The sequence below is a fragment of the Corynebacterium kroppenstedtii DSM 44385 genome (genome assembly GCF_000023145.1).
Lineage (GTDB): Bacteria > Actinomycetota > Actinomycetes > Mycobacteriales > Mycobacteriaceae > Corynebacterium > Corynebacterium kroppenstedtii.
Map to the genome: position 1 here is coordinate 1,738,136 of NC_012704.1, position 22,837 is coordinate 1,760,972.

General features: G+C 55.3%; 13 protein-coding genes and 1 pseudogene. 5 read left to right on the forward strand and 9 right to left on the reverse strand.

The features are described from left to right. The first annotated feature begins 186 nt into the window (after window positions 1–186). On the forward strand, window positions 187–714 hold the full coding sequence (locus tag CKROP_RS07275) for a PPA1309 family protein (protein ID WP_052292394.1): 528 nt from the start codon (window positions 187–189) through the stop codon (window positions 712–714). A gap of 129 nt (window positions 715–843) precedes the next feature. Here CKROP_RS07275 and CKROP_RS07280 read toward each other — a convergent pair whose 3' ends face one another. The 3 genes from CKROP_RS07280 to CKROP_RS07290 form a co-directional block, all read right to left on the reverse strand. Continuing rightward, window positions 844–3,285, reverse strand: a complete 2,442-nt coding sequence (locus tag CKROP_RS07280; protein ID WP_012732084.1) for a YhgE/Pip domain-containing protein — start codon at window positions 3,283–3,285, stop codon at window positions 844–846. Further along, window positions 3,285–4,235, reverse strand: coding sequence for an ATP-binding cassette domain-containing protein (locus CKROP_RS07285; protein ID WP_012732085.1), 951 nt, complete (start codon window positions 4,233–4,235; stop codon window positions 3,285–3,287). The genes CKROP_RS07280 and CKROP_RS07285 overlap by 1 nt, the downstream gene beginning before the upstream one ends. 475 nt (window positions 4,236–4,710) lie before the next feature. Then, window positions 4,711–5,754: a YlbL family protein gene (locus CKROP_RS07290; RefSeq protein WP_012732086.1), complete on the reverse strand. Its 1,044-nt coding sequence runs from the start codon at window positions 5,752–5,754 to the stop codon at window positions 4,711–4,713. Between the two features lie 97 nt (window positions 5,755–5,851). Between CKROP_RS07290 and CKROP_RS07295 the strand changes: the two genes are divergently transcribed. Next, window positions 5,852–7,510, forward strand: coding sequence for a zinc-dependent metalloprotease (locus CKROP_RS07295; protein ID WP_041629479.1), 1,659 nt, complete (start codon window positions 5,852–5,854; stop codon window positions 7,508–7,510). A 53-nt stretch (window positions 7,511–7,563) separates the two neighbouring features. Further along, window positions 7,564–9,351: pseudogene (gene bluB / locus CKROP_RS11945) on the forward strand (5,6-dimethylbenzimidazole synthase). Window positions 9,352–9,403: 52 nt separating this feature from the next. On the opposite strand, the gene CKROP_RS07305 reads toward bluB, so the two are convergent. Next, window positions 9,404–9,961 carry a M48 metallopeptidase family protein gene (locus CKROP_RS07305; RefSeq protein ID WP_012732090.1) on the reverse strand — a complete coding sequence of 186 codons (558 nt, stop codon included), beginning with the start codon at window positions 9,959–9,961 and terminating at the stop codon, window positions 9,404–9,406. Window positions 9,962–10,081: 120 nt separating this feature from the next. Here CKROP_RS07305 and CKROP_RS07310 point away from each other — a divergent pair, with 120 nt between their 5' ends. Beyond that, entirely contained in the window at window positions 10,082–10,636 is a 555-nt protein-coding gene (locus CKROP_RS07310) for a hypothetical protein (protein ID WP_012732091.1), read from the forward strand. Continuing rightward, a complete protein-coding gene (locus CKROP_RS07315; RefSeq protein WP_012732092.1) occupies window positions 10,633–11,010 on the forward strand; it encodes a hypothetical protein in 378 nt (125 codons plus the stop codon). The genes CKROP_RS07310 and CKROP_RS07315 overlap by 4 nt, the downstream gene beginning before the upstream one ends. Before the next feature lie 62 nt (window positions 11,011–11,072). Here the strand turns inward: CKROP_RS07315 and CKROP_RS07320 are convergent, their stop codons facing one another. The 5 genes from CKROP_RS07320 to CKROP_RS07340 form a co-directional block, all read right to left on the reverse strand. Next, window positions 11,073–13,190, reverse strand: a complete 2,118-nt coding sequence (locus CKROP_RS07320) for an ATP-dependent DNA helicase UvrD2 (RefSeq protein WP_012732093.1) — start codon at window positions 13,188–13,190, stop codon at window positions 11,073–11,075. Between the two features lie 40 nt (window positions 13,191–13,230). After that, window positions 13,231–14,373, reverse strand: coding sequence for a potassium channel family protein (locus tag CKROP_RS07325; protein WP_012732094.1), 1,143 nt, complete (start codon window positions 14,371–14,373; stop codon window positions 13,231–13,233). Between the two features lie 130 nt (window positions 14,374–14,503). Beyond that, on the reverse strand, window positions 14,504–18,184 hold the full coding sequence (locus CKROP_RS07330) for an ATP-dependent helicase (RefSeq protein WP_012732095.1): 3,681 nt from the start codon (window positions 18,182–18,184) through the stop codon (window positions 14,504–14,506). Between the two features lie 94 nt (window positions 18,185–18,278). After that, window positions 18,279–21,806: an ATP-dependent DNA helicase gene (locus CKROP_RS07335; RefSeq protein WP_012732096.1), complete on the reverse strand. Its 3,528-nt coding sequence runs from the start codon at window positions 21,804–21,806 to the stop codon at window positions 18,279–18,281. An 83-nt stretch (window positions 21,807–21,889) separates the two neighbouring features. Further along, window positions 21,890–22,825: a TIGR02569 family protein gene (locus CKROP_RS07340; protein ID WP_012732097.1), complete on the reverse strand. Its 936-nt coding sequence runs from the start codon at window positions 22,823–22,825 to the stop codon at window positions 21,890–21,892. Window positions 22,826–22,837: the final 12 nt, after the last annotated feature.

The window sequence follows — 22,837 nt, forward strand, 5'->3', positions numbered from 1 at the left end:
CGAGCCCCGCGAGCGTGTTTCTTGCGAGCCCACCAGCGCGGCATGAATACTTTCTGTATGTCCGAATTTAGTCCTTTTTCCTCGTCATCAACGCCTGCTACATCACCCAATAGGACGCGATCTTCAACTCATACTTCGCATTTCACCCGGCACCAACCCACCACACAGCAGCTCCTAGAACGAGCAATGCGTGAAGCTGTTGACTTTATTCACGCCGAAGGGTGGGATCAGCCCCCAACATTGTTTGGCTTAGTTCCGGGGACAATTATTGCCCGAGAAACGGGAAACCTCATTAATGAGGAGGAGGAACAAAATTTAACGCTCGTTGTCCAAGACCTACCGGAGATCGGCTCCGGAGACGAGCTTCACGATTACGTCGCCCGGACCGCCTGGCCGCCAACCGTGGCTGGCGCGATCCTGGCCCACGAAATTATGTTCACGATTGCCGCGGAGCCAGGTTCACGTCCTCGCAAAGCTCGGCTATTTAGCGGGATGATTAACGGCGGGCCCGACCTTACCTTGCTTCAGCTACGGCCTACCGAAGAAGAATTGGATGCAGCCGGCGCGTTCAGTCAAGACAACATCGAACTCCTTGGAGGTCCCGATATCGCTCCCGAGATTGTTGAGCTCCTGCGTTCGACGTTTGAGCCTGTCGAAGACAGTGACGAGACGCCCGTCGATAACGCCTCCTTCACGACTGACTCGGACTACTAGAGCCTTACTCCCCTGTTGGTTGCCCGTATTACATCCCAACTGATGACACCGAGTAGTAACTAAGCAGTAGCTACCAAACCTAAAAAGAGCGCCCCGGCTATACAGCTGGGGCGCTCTGACATCAGCACACTAAATATCGATCGCGGGGTGTAACCGCTCCACCGTCCACTTCCGGTCACGGTAGGCACACAGCGCGGTGATGCCAATACAAATGGCACCAATGATGATAAGCGCCAGTATTGATTGAGGCAGACGCTGATCAATGTTGCCGTACATCAATTGGCGGAACCCGTTCACTGAGTAAGTCCAGGGGTTAACTGGGTGTAGCCACTGGAATAGTTTAGGCTCCGTCTCAACAGGGTAGAGCCCGTTTGACGAAAGAATCTGCAACATCAGCAACGCCATCGCTGCAACCTTACCGGGCCCAGGCCCCAATGCGACGTTCAACATTTGGTTAATAGCAGCGAACACAATGGAAACGCCGATTGAGAAGATCCATAGTGCCCACGGGTGTGCCACATCCATTCCCACTAGAGTTAGCGTGACCACAATAATCATCGTCGCTTGAAGGATAGCGATGATGCTGGCCGGCCATAGGCCATCAAGCGCCGCGCGCAAGGGGGCAACACCCGATGCTACGGCCCGGTTCTGAAGTGGCCGGAGCAATAAGAATGTAATGAGGCCACCGATGAACATTGCTAATGAGAAGAAGAACGGAGCTAGGCCGGAACCGAAGACTTGATCCCCTGAAAAATCCTTTGCCGACAACTTTGCAGGATCAGACATGACGCGCGCTGACGCCTCACGCTGAGGTGTCGTCCATGAGGGAACCTTCTTAGCCCCATCGCCCAACTTGTCCTTCAATTCACCCAAGCCGGTGGAAATCTTACCTGAGCCATCCTGTAACTTGCCGGCACCATCGGAAAGCTTATGCGCTCCCTGTTGAAGCCGGGTAGTGCCGCTTGACAATTGAGTAGCACCATCTTTAAGCCGATTCGTGCCAGCGGCCAGTTGCTTACCCCCATCGGCTAGTTTCGCAGATCCTTGAACAGCCTGGGGCATTCCTGCCTTAAGAGTCTGGGCACCAGAATCCAACTGTCCCAAACCGGAACTTAACTGACCCGAAGCGTTAACAAGGGGTGTTGTGCCCTCCTTACGCAGCTGACTTGACCCTGATGCCACAGTGTTAGCGCCTTCACTTAACTGGTCAAGCCCCGTGTTGAGCTCATTAATTTTACTCTGAATTGGTCCTGCACCATTAGCAAGCTGGTTAATCCCACCACGGAACTCAGCAGAAGGATCGTTAAGCTGATAAGCCAGCGCAGACGTCCCCTGTGAAAGCTGGTTAACTTTGGCGAGGTTTTCTGAATTCTTACCTAACCCCTGCGAGTCAATTTGCACCGCGAGCCCGTCAAGCTGGTTCGCAACGTTCTGTGCTGTAGGATCTGACGATTTATGCAGCTGACTAGCGATAGCCCTAACTTTGTCTGACTGACCAGTTTGGGCCTTCGACGCTTGCTGGGCGATACCGTTGATTTGCTGAACGCCACCGTTGACTTGCGTTGCGACGGTACCGAGCTGATCGAGGCCACCAGTGAGCTGCCCCATTTTTGCATCGATCCCTGCCAACGGCGCAGTACTTTGCTGGACCTGGGCCTTTATCTGGTCTGCGCCCGCCGCAACTTTAGCTGATCCCTCAGAAACCTCACCGAGTTTTTGATCAACCTGACCAATGCCGTCGTGAATCTTATCTGAGCCTGCTTTGGCCTCACCCATCTTTTCCGAAAGAGTGTTCACGCCTGTGCTAGCCTCGGCCAACTTGTCGTGCAGCGTCGATGCCCCTTGGGAAAGATCATTTGCCCCGCTATTCACTTTTGTTGCACCTGACGCTAATTGGTTCGCGCCATCATGCGCGTTGCCGAGACCAGAATCTAGTTGATCAGCTCCATCCTTAAGATCTCCCAGTTTGTCCCCAACTTGATTAGATCCATCCTGCAACTTGTCAGCAGCGTCAGCGGCCTGGCCAATCCCTGCACCAGCTTCTTGCATACTGACCAAAACTTTTCCTACAACCTGTTCTCCAAGGGTTGATGAAATCACGGGCACCATTTCACGCATGGTGTTCTGTCCGATCAGCGTTGCCAGGTAGCCGTTAGTCGTGTTGTAGTTAGTTTGAATAACGGCCTGCTCAGCTTTCGTACCACTGGGGGATGCGACTGCTTTAGAAAAGTCCGGCGTAAGACGGACCATAAAGTAATAGTCTCCGTCTTCAACCCCCTTCGTGGCCTTATCATTACTGACAAAGTCAAAGTCAATGCGCTTATCGTCTTTTAACTTATCGGAAATCTGGTCACCTGCACGTAACTCCTTTCCCTGAACATTCGCACCTTTATCGTCGTTAACGAATGCAACAGGAAGCTTCTCCACGTGCCCAAAAGGGTTCCAAAAAGCCCACAAATAAAGGCAGGAATAAAGAAGAGGAATAAAGATAATGGCACCAACTGCCAGACGCCCCAATTTGGAACGACGAAAACGGCGGAGCTCTGAGCCCAAATTCAAACCAGAAATCATTAAAGTGTCTCCTCATCGGATCCAGCGGCTACCGCATCAAACCTGGCAGTCTCGTTATTATTTATATCGTCCTGGGTATCAGGGGATGGATTAACGGATACAGAATCAGTGGAACGGGCAGTGTTTCTGTCTTGCAGAACCCCCGGGGGTAACTCCTCAACTATTGGAACAACGCTGTCGTTATCCGTATTAAAGAGTTCAATCAACGTGTGATCTGGCATGAGTGAATCTGGAATCGGATTGACCGTATTCACGATCACTGGCATTCGTTGAGCTAATCTCGAGAGAACATGAATGAGAACAAGGCGCAAGTCATACTCTCGAACTTGCTCGAGATCATCCATGACCAATAGTCCGATTTCTTCGGAATTTGCCGGAGCCAGCGCAAGAGAAATTCTGATCAAAATGTTGTCCAAGCTGGTCAATTCAGCGACATAAGAGTCTAATGACGGTAAGGCTCGGTCGCCGAAGACATCCCCGCACAAAGATTCATAGTATTCCTGATCAGCGGGCTTCGTCCACACTATCCATGGGTGTGACCAACTCTTATGCTCAGTCAACACCGTTCGGAGACGAACATCGCCATCCAGGCCATCGATCTCATCGACCCCGGCAATTGCCACCATTTTATTAATTTTGTTAGGCTTTCGCTCCCCAAGCACGGTCAACGTACCAGCATCCAACTTCATCCGCCCAGAAATACTCAACGCTAGTGATGTTCGGCCTGATCCTCCGCGGCCGGAAAGAATAGTCAACCCGCTACCGGGCACGGTGAGATTAAGATGCCCAAATACTCGGCCTTCGGCAGCTGACAGCGCGATATCTTCGGCGACCACTGCTGGAGCACTTTCGTCGTCAGCATGAGATTTTCTGTGTGTTCGAGCTGACGTCGCGGCAAATTTACCCACGCCTTTGATGGGCTGACTTCCGTCAGATTGACGCTCTCGCACGTTAACTCCTTCGTATAAAACGAAACTGTGAATCACGGGGCAACCCTGACTCCACAGCCCTTCAGATCTGACTAGACCAATTTAGCTATAAAGATATAAGCGTACTCATTGGGGGTTTGGCAAACGATACATGCCACTCTATTCCCACCATGTCCTTCCAGCACCATCCAAAATTGTGCCACTCGACATGTCTCCCGCATCGCGACTCGCCACCGGGGTTGAATACTGCTGCTCGACCACAAATGTACTCGGCCACGCCATGACGTTTCATGGATGTACCGTACGCATTCGTAGAAACTTAGCATCCAGTACGAAAGCCTTCTTTCCGCATGATAACCCCCATCTCTCCACGATCACACAGCATTATGGCGGCACACGGCATCCTGAGAGAGCGGGCGTTGTACATTTTCCTCTGATCGCTAACGATCGCCAACTGCTTGCCACAGGACACGCCGATTGCCAATACCGCGGTCCGTTACTCCGAACAGCTCTTCGGCTTCTTGCCCGCCTTGACCTCTTTCAACGCGGCAACAGCGTCGGAAAGGTTATTGACCTTCGCCAACACAACGCCATCATGATCACCCGACAGCGCCTCCGTACAGTTATCGGACGGAGTCATAAACATCGTCGCCCCCGCCTTCTTCGCAGCGTCAATCTTGTGGGAGACTCCACCGATCGGCCCAACGTCACCGTTCGCGTCGATCGTGCCCGTCCCTGCGATGAATTTCCCATCGGTAAGGTTGTCGGGGGTCAGCTTGTCGACGACCGCCAAAGTAAACATCAGCCCCGCTGATGGGCCACCAATGTCATCCAGGTGGTAGTCGATCGTCGTCCCGTCGGCAGGCTCTTGTTTGATGGTGATGCCCAAAATCGGAGTGTCATCAGACTCCCCTTGTCGCACGGGAACGGAGACGTCCTCGGATTTGCCATCACGCTGAACCTGAAGGGTGACCTGATCTCCCACTTTATGGTCACGTACAACCTTGACCAGATCCTGCGGCTGGTCGATTTCCTTGCCATCGATCCCCTCAATGATGTCCCCCTTATGGATCTGGTCGGACCCCTCGGGCTGGGACATCACCGTGACCGCCATCGGTCGATGAAGGTACTTCATCGCTGCGGACGTCGCATTATTTTCCGACGACGCAAACGCGGCCTGATTTTCCTTATTCACTTCCTCCGGCGACTGATTGGAGGGGAAAATCTGCTCAATCGGAACCAGTGTGTCGTTCGTTGTTGCCCACCGAGTAATCGCCTGTGGCAGCGACATGCCATGACGAACAGACACCGTGGTCATATTCAAATGGCCGGACGTCGGATAGGTTTTTGTTCCCGAAATGTCGACGACACTCTTACCGCCCGTTGTGCCCAGCGTATTAAATGTCGGACCAGGACCTTCTGCAGCATAGGGCACAGAAAGATCAATCGAGGTGCCGGGGATTTCCGTCAAACTCAGTGCAACAGCAGACGCAACCACGGGAATTGCACCGAGAATAATTGTCTTGTTGCGCAGACTCACAGCGATCAAGCGTACCGGATGCCACACCAGCAACGACGACGGCCGTTCGCTATTAGCATGTGGAGAGATGCTTTCCAAAGCCGGTACCGTAGAGGGTATGAGTAACCACGGCTTCGGTTTTTCTTCGAACAATAACGACAACAACGACGGTAACGACGGTAACGACCACAGCAACAAGAACAACAATAACCAGAACGGCGATAGCGGCCAGGGCAATCCTTCTAGCGGAAACAGTGGTCGCGGGGATAGCGGCAATGAACGCCACGAAGACAATGATGGCGGCAACTCCCCTGGTGGCAGCGGTAACCCTTTTGAGGCATTCTTCAATATGGGTGGTGGCTCGGCTGGCGATATACCCGGTTTTAGCGCATTTCCCGGCGGTTTCGCTGTAAGTGGATCCTCTGGTCAGGGCGGTTTAGGCGACATTCTTAGCCAGTTCGGGACGATGCTGTCTGGGATGGGGTCTTCGATGAACTCCCCTGATGCCAAAGGCCCCATCAATTTTGCGATGGCCGATAAGATTGCCGGCCAGACCATTAAGCAATCCAACCCGGCACCTGTCCGACAGTCTGATCAGAAGGCCGTCGAAGATTCCACGAGCCTGGTCGAACTGTGGCTCAGCAATGCGACGATCCTGCCGAGCAACGGAAAAGTCCCTGAAGTATGGGATCCGTCGGAGTGGCTGTCCCGCACGCTCCCCACCTGGAAGCGCTTTATAAATCCTGTGGCAGAAAGCCTTAATGAAGCACAAAAGGATGCCCTCCCCGAAGAAGCGAAGCAGATGGCTGGTTCGCTGCTCGGCATGTTAGCCCAGGTCGGTGGCATGAACATGGGGATGCAACTGGGACGCATCTTGGGGGATATTGCCACCTCTGTCACGAGCGTCTCCGAGTGGGGGTTCTCCTTAGATGAGAAGCATGGCAGCGCACTGCTCACTGGCCAGCTGAGCACTCTTGCCGAGGAATTTAACAAACCCAAGCGTGAGGTGCTTATTTACCTGTGCGCACGGGAACTAGCCCACCAGCGACTATTCGCCTACGTTCCGTGGCTCGAAGAGCGTCTGCTTCTCGCCGTCGAAACGTATTCACGTGGACTGTCGCTGGATACGTCCGCGATGGAAGAAGCCTCCCGGTCCATTGACCCCGAGGCACTCTCGGACCCATCGCGGATGCAAGACATGTTCCAGCAGATTCAAAACATGGATCTCTCGCCCCAAATTGTCGCCTCGAATGAACACGCGGGCATCCAGTTAGACACCATGCTGTCCCTCGTTGAAGGCTGGGTGGACAACGTTCTTGCCGACGCTCTCTTCGACCGCATCCCGGTCATGGAGTCGATCCAAAAATCCTGGTCAGCCCGGCGCGCGATGAAACCCGGATTGGAAAACATGGCGGGGAACACCGGACTGGACTTCTCTGCTAGCCACGCCGACGAAGCGGCAGAACTGTGGCGGCGGCTCACTGTTGCGGTGGGTATTGATCGACGTGACCATGTGTGGGACCACCCCGATTTCCTTCCCACGGCTGACGATATCGCCCATCCGGCCGAATTCATCGACGGCATTCTGGGAGAATCGGACGACGACGAGTTCAACCCTATTAGCGAAATTGAAAAATTAGAGCGTGAACTCAATGAACAGTCCGGTAACACACCTAGTGATGGCGATGATGCAGACGAGGATGGTTCTACCCGCGGGAAGGGCTCGAGTGGCGGTGATGAAGACAACACCGATGGGTCCGGCGACGACGACAAATAGACACTCGCACGACATACTCACACTAGATATTCACAGCGGAAGACAAGCAGCACATGAATAACGACCGTCGATGGGAGCGCCCGACCCCCGTCATAGGCGATACAACCTCAGCCACCGAGCGCGCTGAAAAACCAGACGGATGGGCGTTGCCAGAGGACGTGCGTGCTGCGTTGGACCGCGTTATTGGAGCACGACGCGATATACGCCGCTACCGCTCAGAACCGGTGCCTAACCACCTTGTCCGAACTGTCATCGACGCTGGCCATGCTGCACCTAGCGTCGGACATAGCCAGCCATGGCGGTTCATCATCGTCGACGATCCCGCTCTTCGCGATAAAGCCGCCATGCTGGCCGACGTCGAAAAGCTAAAACAAGCCGAGCTGCTGACACCCGATAGGAAACAGCGGCTGCTTGACCTGCAACTCGACGGGATTAAGGAGGCACCGCTGGGAATTGTGGTCGCCTGTGATCGGCGAACCCCAGCGTCCGGGGTCTTGGGGCGCAACACTTTTGTTGATACCGACCTGTGGAGTTGAGCGGCAGCCATCGAGAACATGTGGTTGACCGCGAGGGCCTATGGGCTCGGTATGGGGTGGGTAACACTATTCCGCCCCGATGACCTGGCCGAGCTGCTGCATCTGCCCGAGGGGGTTGAAACGCTGGGGTGGATGTGCATGGGGTGGCCGGACGAGCGCCCGCCGTCGCCTGGGCTCGAGCGGCGTGCGTGGTCCAAGAAACTTCCCGTTGAGAACCTCATTATGCGGAATGGGTGGCGCGACGGAGCCGAGTCACCAGCAAATGCGATCGCGACGCCCGATGACGGCCATATGCCAGATCAGGCGCATGTTGTCGCAGCTCACGATTCTTCCGACCGGCTTCTCACCCCTCCCGGTTCGCTGGGCATCCTGGATACGACCATGGACAAAGTTGCCGCGGTCGGTGATATACATAACGCCCAGCACATTCTTATCGGGGCTGACCATCCCGTGACAGCGCATGGTGTCTCATCATTTTCGCCGTCCGTCACGCGGGAAATTATGGACGCGTCAGCCGTTGGAGAAAGCCTGGGTGTGACGACGGCAGCTGGAGCAGGAATCCCGTCGCTTCTTATTGACGCGGGTATTGAGGGCGATTCAAGCCACGGTGACCAGCGGAACCGTAAATGTCGCGAAGGACGCAACGATTGTGCCCATCCTATTCGTTATGTCCACGCTCACGATGCGCGTGGGGATATCGCTACAGCCCCGGCCCTATCTGCTGCGGATACCCGCGCGTTTGTTGACTACGGGCGGAAACTTGCCGGTGAATTCACTGAACCCATGCTGTTTGCCGTCGGTGAGGTTGGAATCGGGAACACCACTCCTGCCTCCATTGTGGCAGCGCATTTCACCGGGCTTGATGTCGACGATGCTGTAGGCATTGGCGCCCACTCCGATACCGCCATGATGGAGCGGAAACGCGAGGTTGCCCGGCAGGCTCTGTCGCGCGTTCACCCCTCCTCCCCTATTGATGCTCTTGCCGAGTTCGGCGGGCCCGAGTTCGCGGTCACGACCGGACTGTGCTTGGGCGCGTTGGATAATCACCATGTCGTTGTCTTGGATGGGCTCGCTATTTCTGTGGCCGCGTTGGCTGCGGTGCAGATTAATCCCGCGGTTCAATCACACCTGGTCGCGGGGCACGTAAGCCGGGAAGCCGCTCATCACACCGTCATTACGCACTTGGGGTTGGAGCCTCTGCTCGCTCTTCGGTTCCGATGCGGCGAAGGGGTCGGCGCCGTTCTGGCCACACAGATGATCATGACGGGGCTTAGTGCTCGACGCCACACCGGACGCACCGCTTAGGCCGCCTTTCAACTAGTCCATCCTTTGGACTCGGCGCGGATCGTCGTCGTTACTACGAGGACTGTCTACCTCCGCGGCCCCACCGCTGGTAAGCCTCCAAGTACCCATCAGCGCGCTCCCAATAATCAATGCGGTGCGCCCACGCGTAAAATTCTGCCGAGTGGTTCGGAATGAAGGTATGCACTAGCTCATGAACAATAACCTGGTCAAGGACGTAATCGGGAACGTCCTTCAGGTAATGACTAATCCGAATTCTCCCCGTATCCGTGGAACATGAAGCCCACCGACGCTCCATATTGGTCACCCACCGAATATCCGTCCATTCCGCACGGTTTTCCAAATATTTCGCATTCAGACGACGGGCCCGCCGGTGGAGATCGTCATCTGACTTATCCGCGACGGACGATTTCTTTTCCACCCTACGAACAAGGGACTCAACAGAATCACGCAACGCTGCGGCCGACATTCTCGCCGGTGCCATGACGACGATCCGACCAGACTCTCGGCGGGCGGACAATGTTTTCTTCCTCCGCGACGACAGACGTATTTCTACCTCTGGCGCAAAGTCCTCCACGACCGTAGCGACGTCTCGCTTGACTCTGGGGGGCATAGTTTCACTCTACAGTGTGGCCAAGGGGGTGCCGGTACACTACACATAGCACTGTGCCGCAGAGCACAGCCGGGGGAAATCCAGATCAATGAATCGTTCACAAAACCAAGGGGGAGCACCGTGCGGTGGCCACACACTATCTGCTTATCATCCGGGACCCGCGTTTTTGTTCAACCCGACGGGTGGCTTCGCGTCGGTGCAGACACCTCTACGGCGGTAGTCATTCCCATGGCCGACCGACCCACCGCCCAGCGCGTCGCCCGGGCACTCCTCGCTTGTTCATCGCCGCAACCGACGTCGGCAATTATCGGCAGAATCGAGCGGGCGGTGTCTTCATCGTTCGCACTCACCCTTATCGACGAACTCCTGCGCACTCCCCTGCTAGTTGCTGGAAATGTCCGCCCCGGGCAAAGCAGAACGAGCGTCACGCCCCCACACAGGATCATTGCTGTAGAGCCGTTGTCGCACGTACTTGCCGATATATTCCCCGGTCAGCGCACCCTTTCGCCCAACGTTGTTGAGACTACCGGCGGGGCGCTGGCGTCCGACACGGACCTGCCTGAGCCGAATGAACCACGGGATTCGGAACGCACCACCCTCGGGCGAGTAACGTTGCGGTGGCTGTACCTTCCCCCGGTCTGCTGGCCAGCGTCGATGAGCCGTATTTATTCGTGACCATTCGTGATGGTGCGCTCAGGATTGGCCCTGCCATGACCGGGTCATCCGCACATCTAGTCGGCAATGCCAGCGGGTGCCCGCTGTGTATGCATATGGCGACGGTGTCTCCTGATCTGGTCGACGAGGCGATTTCTGGCCGCAGTGCTGGCACGCTAACGCTCACGTACGAGATGGTCACTGTCGCCCGCGGGATCATCTCGGCGCAGTGGTCGGTCTTTAGTGACTGGCTCGCTCTTCCGTCGCTCCCGACCCCGCCGACGGTGGGCGCGTCGATAAGTATGAATCCTCGGACGTTGGAGGTTGTGCGGACACCGATTCCCAGGGACTCGCATTGCCCTGTGTGCGGCATTATCGGTCCGCGCTGGCTGTAACAGCGCGGTGATCTAACATCGCCGTTTGCTGGTTACGTCAACCCCCTTCTTAATCCTCCGCCTTATGTTGAATCAGCGATGATGCGGAGAATATCGTCCCCGTAGAGTTCTAGTTTCGCGGGGCCAATGCCGCTGATGTCCAGGAGTTCTTGTGCGGTGGATGGTTGTTGCTCGGCAATGGCCATCATGGTGGCATTACTGAACACGGTGTAGCTAGGCGTTCTCTGCTGGTGCGCGCGCCTTAGCCTCCAGCGCTGCAGAGCGTCAACAAGGTTGGCGTCGACGTCGTTGCCACACCTGCTGCAATGCCCCATCACCTTCTCGGCTGGGGTTTGTAGCGTGGCCCCGCACTCCGAGCACAAGCGTGAACTACGCTTCCTTTTCCGCCGGTGGTCAGCCGAACTCTTCGACGTCGGGGCGATGCTGTCAAGGAACCGCGTGCGTTTCCGGGATGCCCTGCCCCCTGACTCGCGTGCCAGCGACCAGCTCAGTTGCAGATGCTCACGCGCACGGGTCACCGCCACATACAGTAATCGGCGTTCTTCTTCGATTGCCGACGATCCCAGGGCGATAGCCTGCCGGATGGGTAGTGTTCCTTCCACAAGGCCAACGACAAATACGGCGTCCCACTCCAGGCCTTTTGCAGCGTGGATCGTCGCCAGGGTGACGCCTTCTACCCCAGCTGGGGGCCGGTTCGATTGGGCGCGCTCGCGGAGGATGCTCATCACGGCGGGCATGTCCGCGCCGGGCGAGGCGTGAACAATATCCGCGATCAGGTGGTAGAGGGAGGATAACGATTCCCACCGCTCGCGTGCCCGCTCTCCGGCCGGGGCTTGGGCGGACAGTCCTTGGCGAGCCAACACGGCCTTGATGTCCGAAACCAGCGCATCGCCGGTGTGAATAGTCCCCGACTCCATGTGAGCACTGGCCAGACGCTCTAAGGCTGCCAGTGAACCGGTGATCTCAGAGCGGTCGAAGAAGCTCTTTCCACCGCGGACGTGGTGCGGGATGTTGGCTTCATCCAGGGCGTGCTCAAATTTTTCCGATTGCGCATTGAGCCGGAACAGTATTGCTATTTCCGACGGCGGGACGCCGGATTCAATGAGCCGGCGAATTCTGCGCGCGACGACGGCGGCTTCCAGGGATTCGTCGTCGAATTCTTCAAAGACGGGCTCCGGGCCGGCGGGGCGTTGCCCTTCGAGTGTGAAATCCGCCGTTGATACTCCGTCGCGTGACTGAGAAATAACTTTGTTGGCCAGGCCGACGACTTGGGGCGTGGAGCGGTAATCGCGCTGCAACCGGACGACGGTGGCATTCTCGAAGCGTTGGGGGAACCGAAGTAGAAATGATGGATCGGCGCCAGTGAACGAGTAGATCGTTTGGTTTGCGTCTCCAACGACGGTGATATCGTCGCGGTCTCCTAACCACCCGTCTAACACGCGTTGTTGCAGGGGCGTGACGTCCTGGAATTCGTCGACCACGAAGCTTCGGTATCGTGCGCGGAATTCCTCTGCGACTTCCGGCAGGTTTTCCATTGCACCGGCGACGTAGAGAAGAAGGTCGTCGAAATCGAGGAAGACGCCTTCCGGTGTCGCCTTAATGTCTTCGTAGACGCGGTACGCGTCGGCAACTTTGTCTGCCGCAATGGGGGGCTCACGGTGGAGTTGTTCGACACGTTTTTCGTAGTCGGCGGCGGAAATCAGCCTAGCTTTGGACCATTCGATTTCACCGATGACGTCGCGGATGGTCTCTTTCCCGGCTTTGATTCCGGTGTGGCGAAGTGCCCTGGACACCATGCGGAATTTGTCATCGAGGATTCTCCACGGCAGGTCGCCTGCTATTCGTGGCCAGAAGTAGGAGAGCTGTTTGCGGGCTGCAGCGTGGAATGTTCGTGCTTGGACTGCGCCTGCGCCCATGATGCGGAGGCGTTCTCTCATTTCCTCGGCAGCTTTGGTGGTGAAGGTGACGGCATGGACTTGTTGTGGAGTAACAAATCCTTGATTTATCAGATATGCGATGCGATGGGTGATCGTGCGTGTTTTGCCGGTTCCTGCTCCGGCGACGATGGCGAGGGGGCCTCGTGGGGCAGTTGCAGCTTCGTATTGATCGGAATCGAGTTCCTCGAGTGAGAGGTTAAGGCGATTCCCTGCCCCATTGCGGGGGCTACGATAAGGGGCCATCCTTCTCCTTCCCATGGTTGGCCATCGTCGTAGAAGCTTGCTATTTCTTTTCCGCCCCGGACTTGCGGGGTTTCACATTTTTCGCGCTGGGGTTGCGTGGGGTATTTGCCTGTCCGTCGCTGACTTCGGCGGGATACACGCGCCGCACGTAGAGCAACCGGTCGCCCTGTTCGACGACGTTGGCTTCGGGGGAATCGATGCGGTACAGCTCGCCGGACCGCACCACGCCGAGCACGATGTCGGAGAGGTTTCTGGGGTGGCCGCCGACTTCGTCGTCTCGTACGACGCGCTCAGCGATGGAGAATCCTTCATCGGGGCTGAGGAGGTCTTCCATCATCTCAACAACGGAGGGGGTCATCGTGGCCAAGCCCAACATTCGGCCCGCGGTTTCGGAGGAAATAACAACTGAGTCTGCGCCCGATTGCCGCACCAAGTGGACGTTTTCTGATTCGCGGACACTGGCCACGATAGTGGCGGAGGGGGCAATTTCACGGACCGATAGCGTGACGAGGACGGCGGTGTCGTCCATATTTGGCGCGACAACCACTGATCGGGCCCGCGACACACCTGCTAGGCGGAGGACATCGGCTTTGGTGGCGGACCCGTTGACTGTTACGAGACCTCTGTTTTCGGCGGCGGCCAAAGAATCTTTGTCGGTGTCGACGACGACGATCTGGCTCGGGGGAAGCCCGTCTTCAACGAGGGCAGAGACGGCGGATCGGCCTTTGGTGCCGTAGCCGACGACGACAGTATGGTTACGCAAGTGTCTCCTCCACCTTTGGATTTGTAATGCTCGACGGGATGCTTCGGTTAAGACGGACAGTGTCGTACCGACCAATAAGACCAGGAATACGATACGCATTGGTGTGATGACCAGGATGTTGACAATGCGCGCGTTTTCTGTGACGGGTGTGATGTCGCCATACCCTGTTGTTGTCAAGGAAACAGTGGAATAGTACAGCGCATCGATGAACGTCAGGTGCTCTGAGTACCCGTCTTTGTCCAACCAACAAATAACCGATGCTACAAGGAGCAGGACCAGCGCATAGAAGAATCGACGAACGATCAGCCACCAAGGACTCAAAGGTGCTTGCGAAGGAATCCGGACGATGTTGACCAGCGCATGCACGGGCAAATTGTTAAGGGGTGCCTGATCCCCGCGCACTTTGAAGCGCTCACGCATTATGTATCACCCGCATGGCGTTTCATTCTCCTTACTCGCTGGTGGTCGGTGTGCTGGTTTGGAACGTGGCTAATTTCAGGGACAGGTGCAAACTGTCCTCCCCCATTACGTCGCACGTTCACACGGTTACTCACTGCATACTATCGCCAGATTGTTCATTATCTGAGTCGTCCAGTGTAGAAAGGACACTCTGAGCGAGTTCGTCCGGGGATGGTAAGTCAGTGGGTTCGTAGGTCTCGTTAAGCCTGACGTAGTGAAAAGCTGCCCTGATAGTGGCGTTCGGTGTACCTGTGTCAGCTAACTGTCGGCGCAGAGCTTCTTTATACATCGCAAGTTGGATCTCTGCTCTTTTCATATCTTGACCAGTAGGTTTCTTACCAGTCTTCCAGTCGACGATGAACCATTCTGGTGTGCCATTCTTCTCGCTCTTGAAGATGGCATCCATGCGGCCACGGATGAAGTAGCCTCCCAGATTCAGAGTAAATGGGCGTTCAACGTCCCACGCTGTTTTCCCAGCCCATGGTGACTTCATAAATGCTTTTTTGAGGTGATCGAGTTCGGGCTGAGAGATAGGAATATCGTCGTCGCTATCCTCCATTGCGCCTAGCAATTCATCATCGTCGATGAGCGCAGAGGCACCGCCCAGCTCTGCCTCCAACCAGTTATGAAATGCCGTGCCTCTCTTGGCGTATGGGTTGGGTTTGAAGGGCACTGGCCGAGCACGACGACGCGCAAATGCTTCGGGGTCAGCTGAAGCTAGCATCATTTCCGAGGTCGTCAACTCCAAACCGAGGGGAACATCGGTGTGGCTCACGTAGGCGGCTCGTGCTTCTTCGATCAGTGCGGTGGTCTCATTTTCCCACGTGGCGGCCAAAGTACCGGGGTCCGCCTGTGGCGTGTAGCCCTTTCCGGGGTCAGCAGACTCAGCCTTGAGATCTTCCATAGCTGCCCGTACTAACTCAGCTGCTTTGTCGACGGCTTCACGACGCTCTCCTAGCGGATCGGATGGCCATATAGGAGCTTCACTCTGAGGTTCATCACTCACGGTCTCTAAAGGCGGTTCCGTGAGGTCGAGGTTCCACGTTGGGTGATCTCCACCGGAATGTGCTGTGATCCGAAGTGGCTCCTCTGCATGAGTTGCTTGGAGTTCTTCGAAACGCGCATTGACATCAATGCCCAATTTGCCTGCGACGATGTTCTGGACCTGAAAGAAGCGGTGTGACTTCTGAAGGTAGTTTTTACTAGCTGGGTTAACACTGTGCCCGGAAACAAGCAGTCGGCGCGCACTCCTAGTGATGGCTACGTAAAAGAGGAAATCAGAATCCCTTATGTCAACGCTCTGAATCTCTTTTTTATATTCTTTTTCTGCTGACTGAATGTCCTTCCATGTCGCCAGCTCGGTGTCCTTGAATACAGGGAAGCCTAGTGGGTTAGCGGGTGAACGGGGGTCGCCTCGGAGCGCGGAGGGCAGAATTTTCGAGCTTCGCAACCACGTCCCGGTCCAGTTTCCTTTTTTCTTTCCCTTCTTCTGCTTCGAACCTGAACTTAGATCTGGACTGTTATACGTTGAGTCATCACAAAACGGAACAGCAACGACATCCCATTCCAATCCCTTCGCACTGTGAACAGTGAGAATTTGAACCTGATCCGAATGAACAGAGACTTCTCCGGCTTCTATAGTCGTTCCCGGTGCCTCATCCGCCGCTCTTAGATACTCGAGAAATTCCTGTGTACTTCCCCCATGTGCTGTGAAGTCTTCGGCAACATCACGTAGTCGATCAAGGTGAATGGTTCCTGCGGCACCATCCTCGGACGGATCTTGGCGAGCAAGCACCTCAGTTCTGATGCTTAAGGTGCTCTCAATCTGGGCAAGAAGGTCCGGAAGCGGCACCGTCATACTCTGCCGACGCAGCCACCGCAGTTCAGCTGATAATGCCTGTAACCGCATGCGCCCTTCATTGCTGAACGCCGATTTATTTCCCTGGTCTGATGATATTCCAAGATCCGCAATTGCATCAGCCAGACTAACTTCCGTTCCATCTCCCGGAAGTTCAAGCTCGTTAGCTTTTTCTTCAAATACTTCGATGGAATCAATTTCTTTGTGTTTCGATTTCCTCGTCCCGGATTGATTGTCGGATCCTCGAGCAAGGTCCTTAGCCCTGTTACTGAGGGTTTTGATATCCCGGGTTCCCATCCGCCATCGCGGGCTACTGAGCACTTCGAGCGTAGCTTCATCATCACTTGGATCAACCACTACTCGCAGTACAGACAAGACCTCCCTGACTTCGGGGATGTCATCGAGTGAGTCTGGCGACATACCAACGGGAATGCCTCGCTTCATAAGAGCTTCAGCAAATGGGGTTATGTGGTCGTTTTTTCGCACAAGGATCGCGCCTGTAAATGGCTTAGTTGGCTCACCCTGTGACTTATTCTGCATCGCAGATCGGTATTCCTGTTCAAAAACGTCGGCAACCCACTCGACTTCATCGCGCTCATCTAGAGCCCATTTCACGGAGACGACCCCAGCGCTCCCTTTTTTACCGCTACTCAACGTCGGTGCAAGTGCCGAAGAGTCAGCGTCAACAGCATCAAAGCCACAGCCTTCCCCACCAGACAAGGCATCGTGCGATATAGCATTGGCTAGTTCGAGTACTTCATCCGGGTTGCGAAATGATTGAGAGAGAGCTCTCTTTTCACAGGGGACAAGAACACCACCCTGGTACCGGGGAAAATCATCCAGGAATTGATACAAATTGCCGGGGCTTGCACCACGGAAACCGTAGATACTTTGCATTGGGTCCCCCACCGCTGTCACCCCAACAGGTTTATCGACTGAACCCTTTTCCTCTAAGTCAGACTGAGAACCAAAAAGACTACTTAAAAAAGCATGCTGTGCGTAGTTGGTGTCCTGATATTCGTCGAGGAAAATAGCGTGGTACCGCATACGCAATTCCTGCCCTATCTCAGGATACTTTCGAACTAGCTGCGTAGCTTTTGCAGTAATCTGTCCATACGTCATCAGCAGTTTGTCAGAGAGTCTCTTGTAGAACTCTTGCTGATATTTAAGAAGCATCAAGCGATCATGATGCGGTGTACAGAGTTTACTTACATCGCTTTTCAACCGGCCACGGTTTGCACCGCGTGTGGAAATAACGCCTTCTGCGTTCACGACGTTGTCAATAAAGGCCTGGGATTCGTCAATCACTTGTTGAGGAGTCGCCAGGTGGTTGTCCATCGCTTCAGACAGCGCGAGCATGTATTGTCTGGCGGTCGATTTTGCCTGTGAAAAGCTACAGTCATCGGACTCATCCTCGTATCCGAGATCGCTGATGACTCGGTTAGCGGTTAACCATTGTTCCGGGCCATCAGCTACTTGAGCAGCTGGTTCAATAGGCAAGAGGAGACCGAATTCGTGAACGACCTTCTGCATAAAAGAGTCATAGGTGACCACCGTTTGTTGGATGTCCTGCATGTTTTTCCGGCGTGGGTCATTCGGAGGAAGGGATTGGATGAGGTCGGTCGCAGCCAGTTGAGTGAGACGATGGCGAATACGAGTATTAAGTTCACCCGCTGCTTTTCGGGTGAATGTTAAGCCCAGTATTTGATCCGTGGATACCCATCCATTAGCGACGAGAAAGACCGCACGTGCTGCCATCGTCTCGGTCTTTCCAGCACCCGCGCCTGCGACAACGAGCTGTGGCTCTAAATCTGCCTCAATGACAGCGGTTTGTTCGCGTGTAGGTGCAGGGCGGTGTAACGCCTCGGCAATGTCTTTCGCGTGAAAAGCAATCCCATCGGGAATGTGGGGCATGGTGATATCATCCAATCTCTTTAACAACGGTGTTCATAAATATGGTTGATGGAAGATGGTGCTAGGCATCGAAAACGTAGACTCCGGAATCGAGCTAATCGGCGTCTTCGATATTCGACGGGGTGAAACTCGGGGCCGATGCGGACTTTCTGACCAGCACACGGCTAAGGGAACGAGCGCGAGAGTTCTGATCTGGTTGAGAATCAGAACTGCCAGCGAAGTGTGGACCCGCCATAACAAGTGCAAGATCAACGAGCTGGCTAGCCCATGCGTCAACATCGTCGTTTGTCAACGGATCCTGGACAGTAGGCTTCCGCGGATTTTTATGAGGGTAAATAAGTTCCGCACCTGCCAAACAATTGTCCGCTGAGCATTCCTCCGACATACGAGAAGAAGACAGGGAGGACACAGAGCTGGAGGGAGTATTCTGCGGATCTATCGATTTGGCCACCGCGGTCTGATAAGTCTTGAGTTGTGGATTATCAGGTATATTCTTTGCTACCTGATTGCCTGTTTTGAAATCGATAATGTAGTACTTTCCAACGTCACTGATCTCGAGACGATCAATTTTCCCTCTGACATAGACATCGTCGCCTGAGCTTGTCTGGCCGATGCGGGACTCAATTACTTGTTCAACCTCTGCGTGGCCGGTTACAGCCGCATATCGAAGATGTAGCTTTTCCACCAGACGGTCGAACATGTCCGTCCACTTATCGATTTGATCGTGCTTTTTCCACGTGAGAGTCCCTAAAAGACGAGGTACTGTCGCTAAAAAGACATCGCGAACGTCCCCCTCATCGACCCCGCGCTCCATAGCCTCAGCCGCCATGTGGGTTAATGTACCTAGCAGAGTTGCAGTAGTATCGCGCCCTGCGGTTTCGACACTCTGTAGAAAAGCCTCAAGCGGGCATTCGAGGTATCTTTCCACCTGAGATGGACTAATAAAGTACGCAGTCTCGGGGTCATGCAGACTCTTAGTCGTCGATAACTCCTGAACACCCCACCAATGATCAGGGTTGGCTGCTGTGATCACCGATTCCCTAGAAGGTGCGTCACCCGCCGCTAAAGCCAGACGGGCTAGCTGCCGAGCAGCATGGTGTCGCTCATGACCAGACGAGTCCTCAGACTCAACTACACGCCTAAGTTCGGCGATGAGGGAATCCGGTGATAGAACTCGTGGAAATTCGCACTCTGGAAGTACTGACAGCGGGGACTGAGTCTGCGACCCACCGCTGCTTGTAAGAGCTCGTAAGTCAGCACTATCAGAGGACTCAGCATCGGGCTCACCGTGCGAACTCGCTAAAGCTTGATCGCCTGCAAGCTCTTCCAAGAACCGGGAGCGTATATCTGCGTCGCTATCAACTGTTCCGTCGTCTGAGACATGAGGTCCTACAGCTGTCACCAGCAAGGATCGGCGTGCGCGTGTCACTGCTACCAAGAACAGGCGGCGCTCTTCAGCCAAGCGATCGTCATACCGGCCACGCCTATTCTCGGGACGGCCCGGTTCGACACCACGATCCAAAAAATCAACAAATTCTTCTTGCCGAAAGATAGTTCCCGTCTCGGACAGCGACGGCCATACATCTTCCTGTAAACCAGCAACGACGACGGTATCCCACTCTTTTCCTACGGTGGCGTGGGCCGGAGACACGTCGACCGCTTCTCGAACCGGACCACGTCTATCACGAGCCCCCGTCGGTAATTCTTGTTCCACGATAAATCGAACGAACGAGGTTATCGTGCTGTGTGGATGACGTTCAACATAATCCCCAGCGGCATCAAATAAAGACATGACAGCGTCCAAATGCTGGTCGGCCATCGATCCCACAGCACCGCCCCGTAGCGATTGATTAGCCAACGCTTCCGACAAACCAGCTGCATCCCATACCGCCCACAAGATTGCCTCAACACTCTCACCGCCATAGAAGGCTTCCTGACCAGCTTGAATGACGCTGCGCACCCGCATGATCAGATCTTTTTCCCGGGCAGTGAGGTTCTCTGTGAGATCAATAAGCTCACCGCCTAAGAGAATGAACCGCAGGGCATCAATCGCGCGAAAAACCGAGCGGCCGTAATCTTCATCGTCGGTCGTAGTTATGGCCGTCAGCTCAGCCGCTCTTACGGGATTATCAAACTCAACTTTCATGAACCCACGACGAAGACCGCGCAAAATACAGCGGAAGGTAATTGGGTCCCCGCCACCGATCGGGCTGAGGACCAGTCGCTCTAGCTCGTCGTTTGTAAGGTCTTCACCAACCGCGCACCTGACCGCTTGCAGAATTGCCCGAACCATCGGTTGTTCCAACAAGACAATCTCCGTGGGATCATCAGCTACTGGCACCCCCGCCGCCAATAGCCCCCGCCTCATCGGTGCAGCTTGACTCTTTGAACGAACAATAACGGCAATGTCTTTCCACTGAACATTATCGACGATATGGGCGCGCCGAACGCGATCCACCACCGCAGCGACCTCCGCAGATGGTGAAACAAGAACCCGCACATCGGCCTCACCGAATTCGGCACTATGGTCGGATAACCGCTCGGCGTCCTGATGCCGGATTTCTTTCGCCCACCTTAAGCTTTCGGGGTGGCGCGTCGCGTCGGCTACGCGGGCAGCCAGTTCGGCTACCGGAGGAGCCAGTCGTTTGGTCCCCGACAAATGGATAGTATTTTCTGTTTTCGCCAGCTTGTCCGCGTACGTCGTGCTGCCACCACGAAATCGAAACACTGATTCCGATTGCTCGCTAGCAACTAGCGTTAGTCGCGCACGAGATCGGAAACGTTCCACCAGCTCTGACGACAGAGGATCGAAGAACTGGGAATCGTCGATAAGAATGACATCGAAGTTTAACGACTCTGCTAATTCTTCATCACTGTCCAGGGCATCAACTGCAGCACGGACGAGCTCTGAAGCGTTAAGAGCATTCGACCCCATGAGACGAGCCGTGGCTCGATACTCATCGTAAAAGTCAGCGGCAGCACTCCATTCATCACGAGAACAGCCCTGGCCATACTGCCGAAGTTCCTCCGACGTACACCCCCGCTCAGCCACACGTAGCAAAAAGTCACGGAGCTGACGGGCAAAACCAAGAGTTGTCAGAGCAGACCGCAACCGCTCTGGCCATATATCCGCCCCTCTTTCGCTGTGCTCACGGAGCATGTCACGAACCAGAGAGTCATGTTCTGCACCTGTTAATAAGCGCGGAGCAAGCGCTCCCGGTGTATGCGCCGCTTGATGGCGTAATACAGCAAAAGCAAACGAGTGCACTGACCGGGCGATCGAGCCGGAAAACACTCTCTCTATCGCAATATCATTATCGAACCCTTGTTCGATTGCACTTAAAAGCCACCGATTAGTCTGTACAGCAGCCTCTTTCGACGCAGTGAGAAATAAGATCGAATCCGGATTTGTGCCGGACATGATCTCCGCCCGGGCAACATCCCGTAAAAACGACGAACGCCCGGCACCGGGTCCACCTTTTACCACAAACGTCCCTGATGAAGAGCCTGCTAAGTTGATAACGTCCGACGCTATCCCCTGCCACTGGAATTCAGTGTGAGCGGCAGTTTCTTTAGTCGGGTGGATGTGGAGCGGTCTCCGTGTAGGCGTCGATGTCAACATGGTGCTGATTATTGCACTTGGTTAGGACACGCTAGATCATTTTTCGTTCACGTCACCTAGAAACGCTCGACGCAACCGCTGCCCTACGACGTGCGCGCCCCAGAACCGCGACGCGCACGGACGACCTCAACCATGCGTCCCAACCCCACCAGTGAGCTCTCCTTAGCATCGGGATGCAGCGCGTGGACGAACAACCGATAGAGCACCGCGCGAACCATCATTTCGTCGAAGTCCGGCAGGTGTGACCACCGCGCTGCTAAACCGTCGTCGGCATTTCCCCAGGCCATCCCGTCGACGACGGTCAACGCAACGGGCCACGCATGCGGATGAAACACCGGCGGAATCTCGGTCACAACGGCCGGGGAGGAACCATCAAACACCGTCGTCCCGACCATGTCGGAGGACACCACGCGGTTCGGAGCCTGCACTTCGTCACGCAATGCCGCCACCGAGGACGCCAACTCCAATGCCTGAGCAACGGTAGAACTCGCCACTGCGGAGACGTCGAGCCCCGGCGCGATCACCTGCGATGGGTCCTCGGAAAACGCCGCCTGATCGGCTGCGGCGAAGAGGTGTTGCGTTGTCCACGGGCGTTCGTCGAGGTCAATCTGCGGAAGTGGGTTCTCGCTGAAACGGTCGTTTCCGCCCACCCCCATCGCCTGGTCGATCGATTCCGACAGCAGAAGCGATGCGGCGGCGATTTCATCAAACCGCGGAGCGGGGTGCCCCTGTACCCATGTATCCGCGTGCCACCCTCCGAGGATGTAGCGTCCATCAGAGGAGCTCAGTGGGCGGACGACGCCAATCCCCGATGGCTTCAATTTGTGGCGCATTTTCGCCGACCAAATTGCCGTATCCGCATGGTGTGCGCGTCGAAGAACGGCGGATTGAACTTTCCACCCGTACCCCCATTCGCGCCCCAAGAGTTCGGGGGTTCCGCGATCTGCCCGGAAGCCCATCAGGATGGGGTCCGGCGGTGGGGCCATGTCATGAAGTGGTGTCGGCTCCGCTGAAGTCATGGGTTCCATCCT

Excerpts from the sequence above, each read along its gene's own strand:
- CKROP_RS07275 (WP_052292394.1), top strand. The coding sequence starts at position 187 with ATGCGTGAAGCTGTTGACTTTATTCACGCCGAAGGGTGGGATCAGCCC.
- CKROP_RS07280 (WP_012732084.1), bottom strand. The coding sequence starts at position 3,285 with ATGATTTCTGGTTTGAATTTGGGCTCAGAGCTCCGCCGTTTTCGTCGT.
- CKROP_RS07295 (WP_041629479.1), top strand. The coding sequence starts at position 5,852 with ATGAGTAACCACGGCTTCGGTTTTTCTTCGAACAATAACGACAACAAC.
- CKROP_RS07305 (WP_012732090.1), bottom strand. The coding sequence starts at position 9,961 with ATGCCCCCCAGAGTCAAGCGAGACGTCGCTACGGTCGTGGAGGACTTT.
- CKROP_RS07320 (WP_012732093.1), bottom strand. The coding sequence starts at position 13,190 with ATGGCCCCTTATCGTAGCCCCCGCAATGGGGCAGGGAATCGCCTTAAC.
- CKROP_RS07325 (WP_012732094.1), bottom strand. The coding sequence starts at position 14,373 with ATGCGTGAGCGCTTCAAAGTGCGCGGGGATCAGGCACCCCTTAACAAT.
- CKROP_RS07330 (WP_012732095.1), bottom strand. The coding sequence starts at position 18,184 with ATGCCCCACATTCCCGATGGGATTGCTTTTCACGCGAAAGACATTGCC.
- CKROP_RS07335 (WP_012732096.1), bottom strand. The coding sequence starts at position 21,806 with ATGTTGACATCGACGCCTACACGGAGACCGCTCCACATCCACCCGACT.
- CKROP_RS07340 (WP_012732097.1), bottom strand. The coding sequence starts at position 22,825 with ATGACTTCAGCGGAGCCGACACCACTTCATGACATGGCCCCACCGCCG.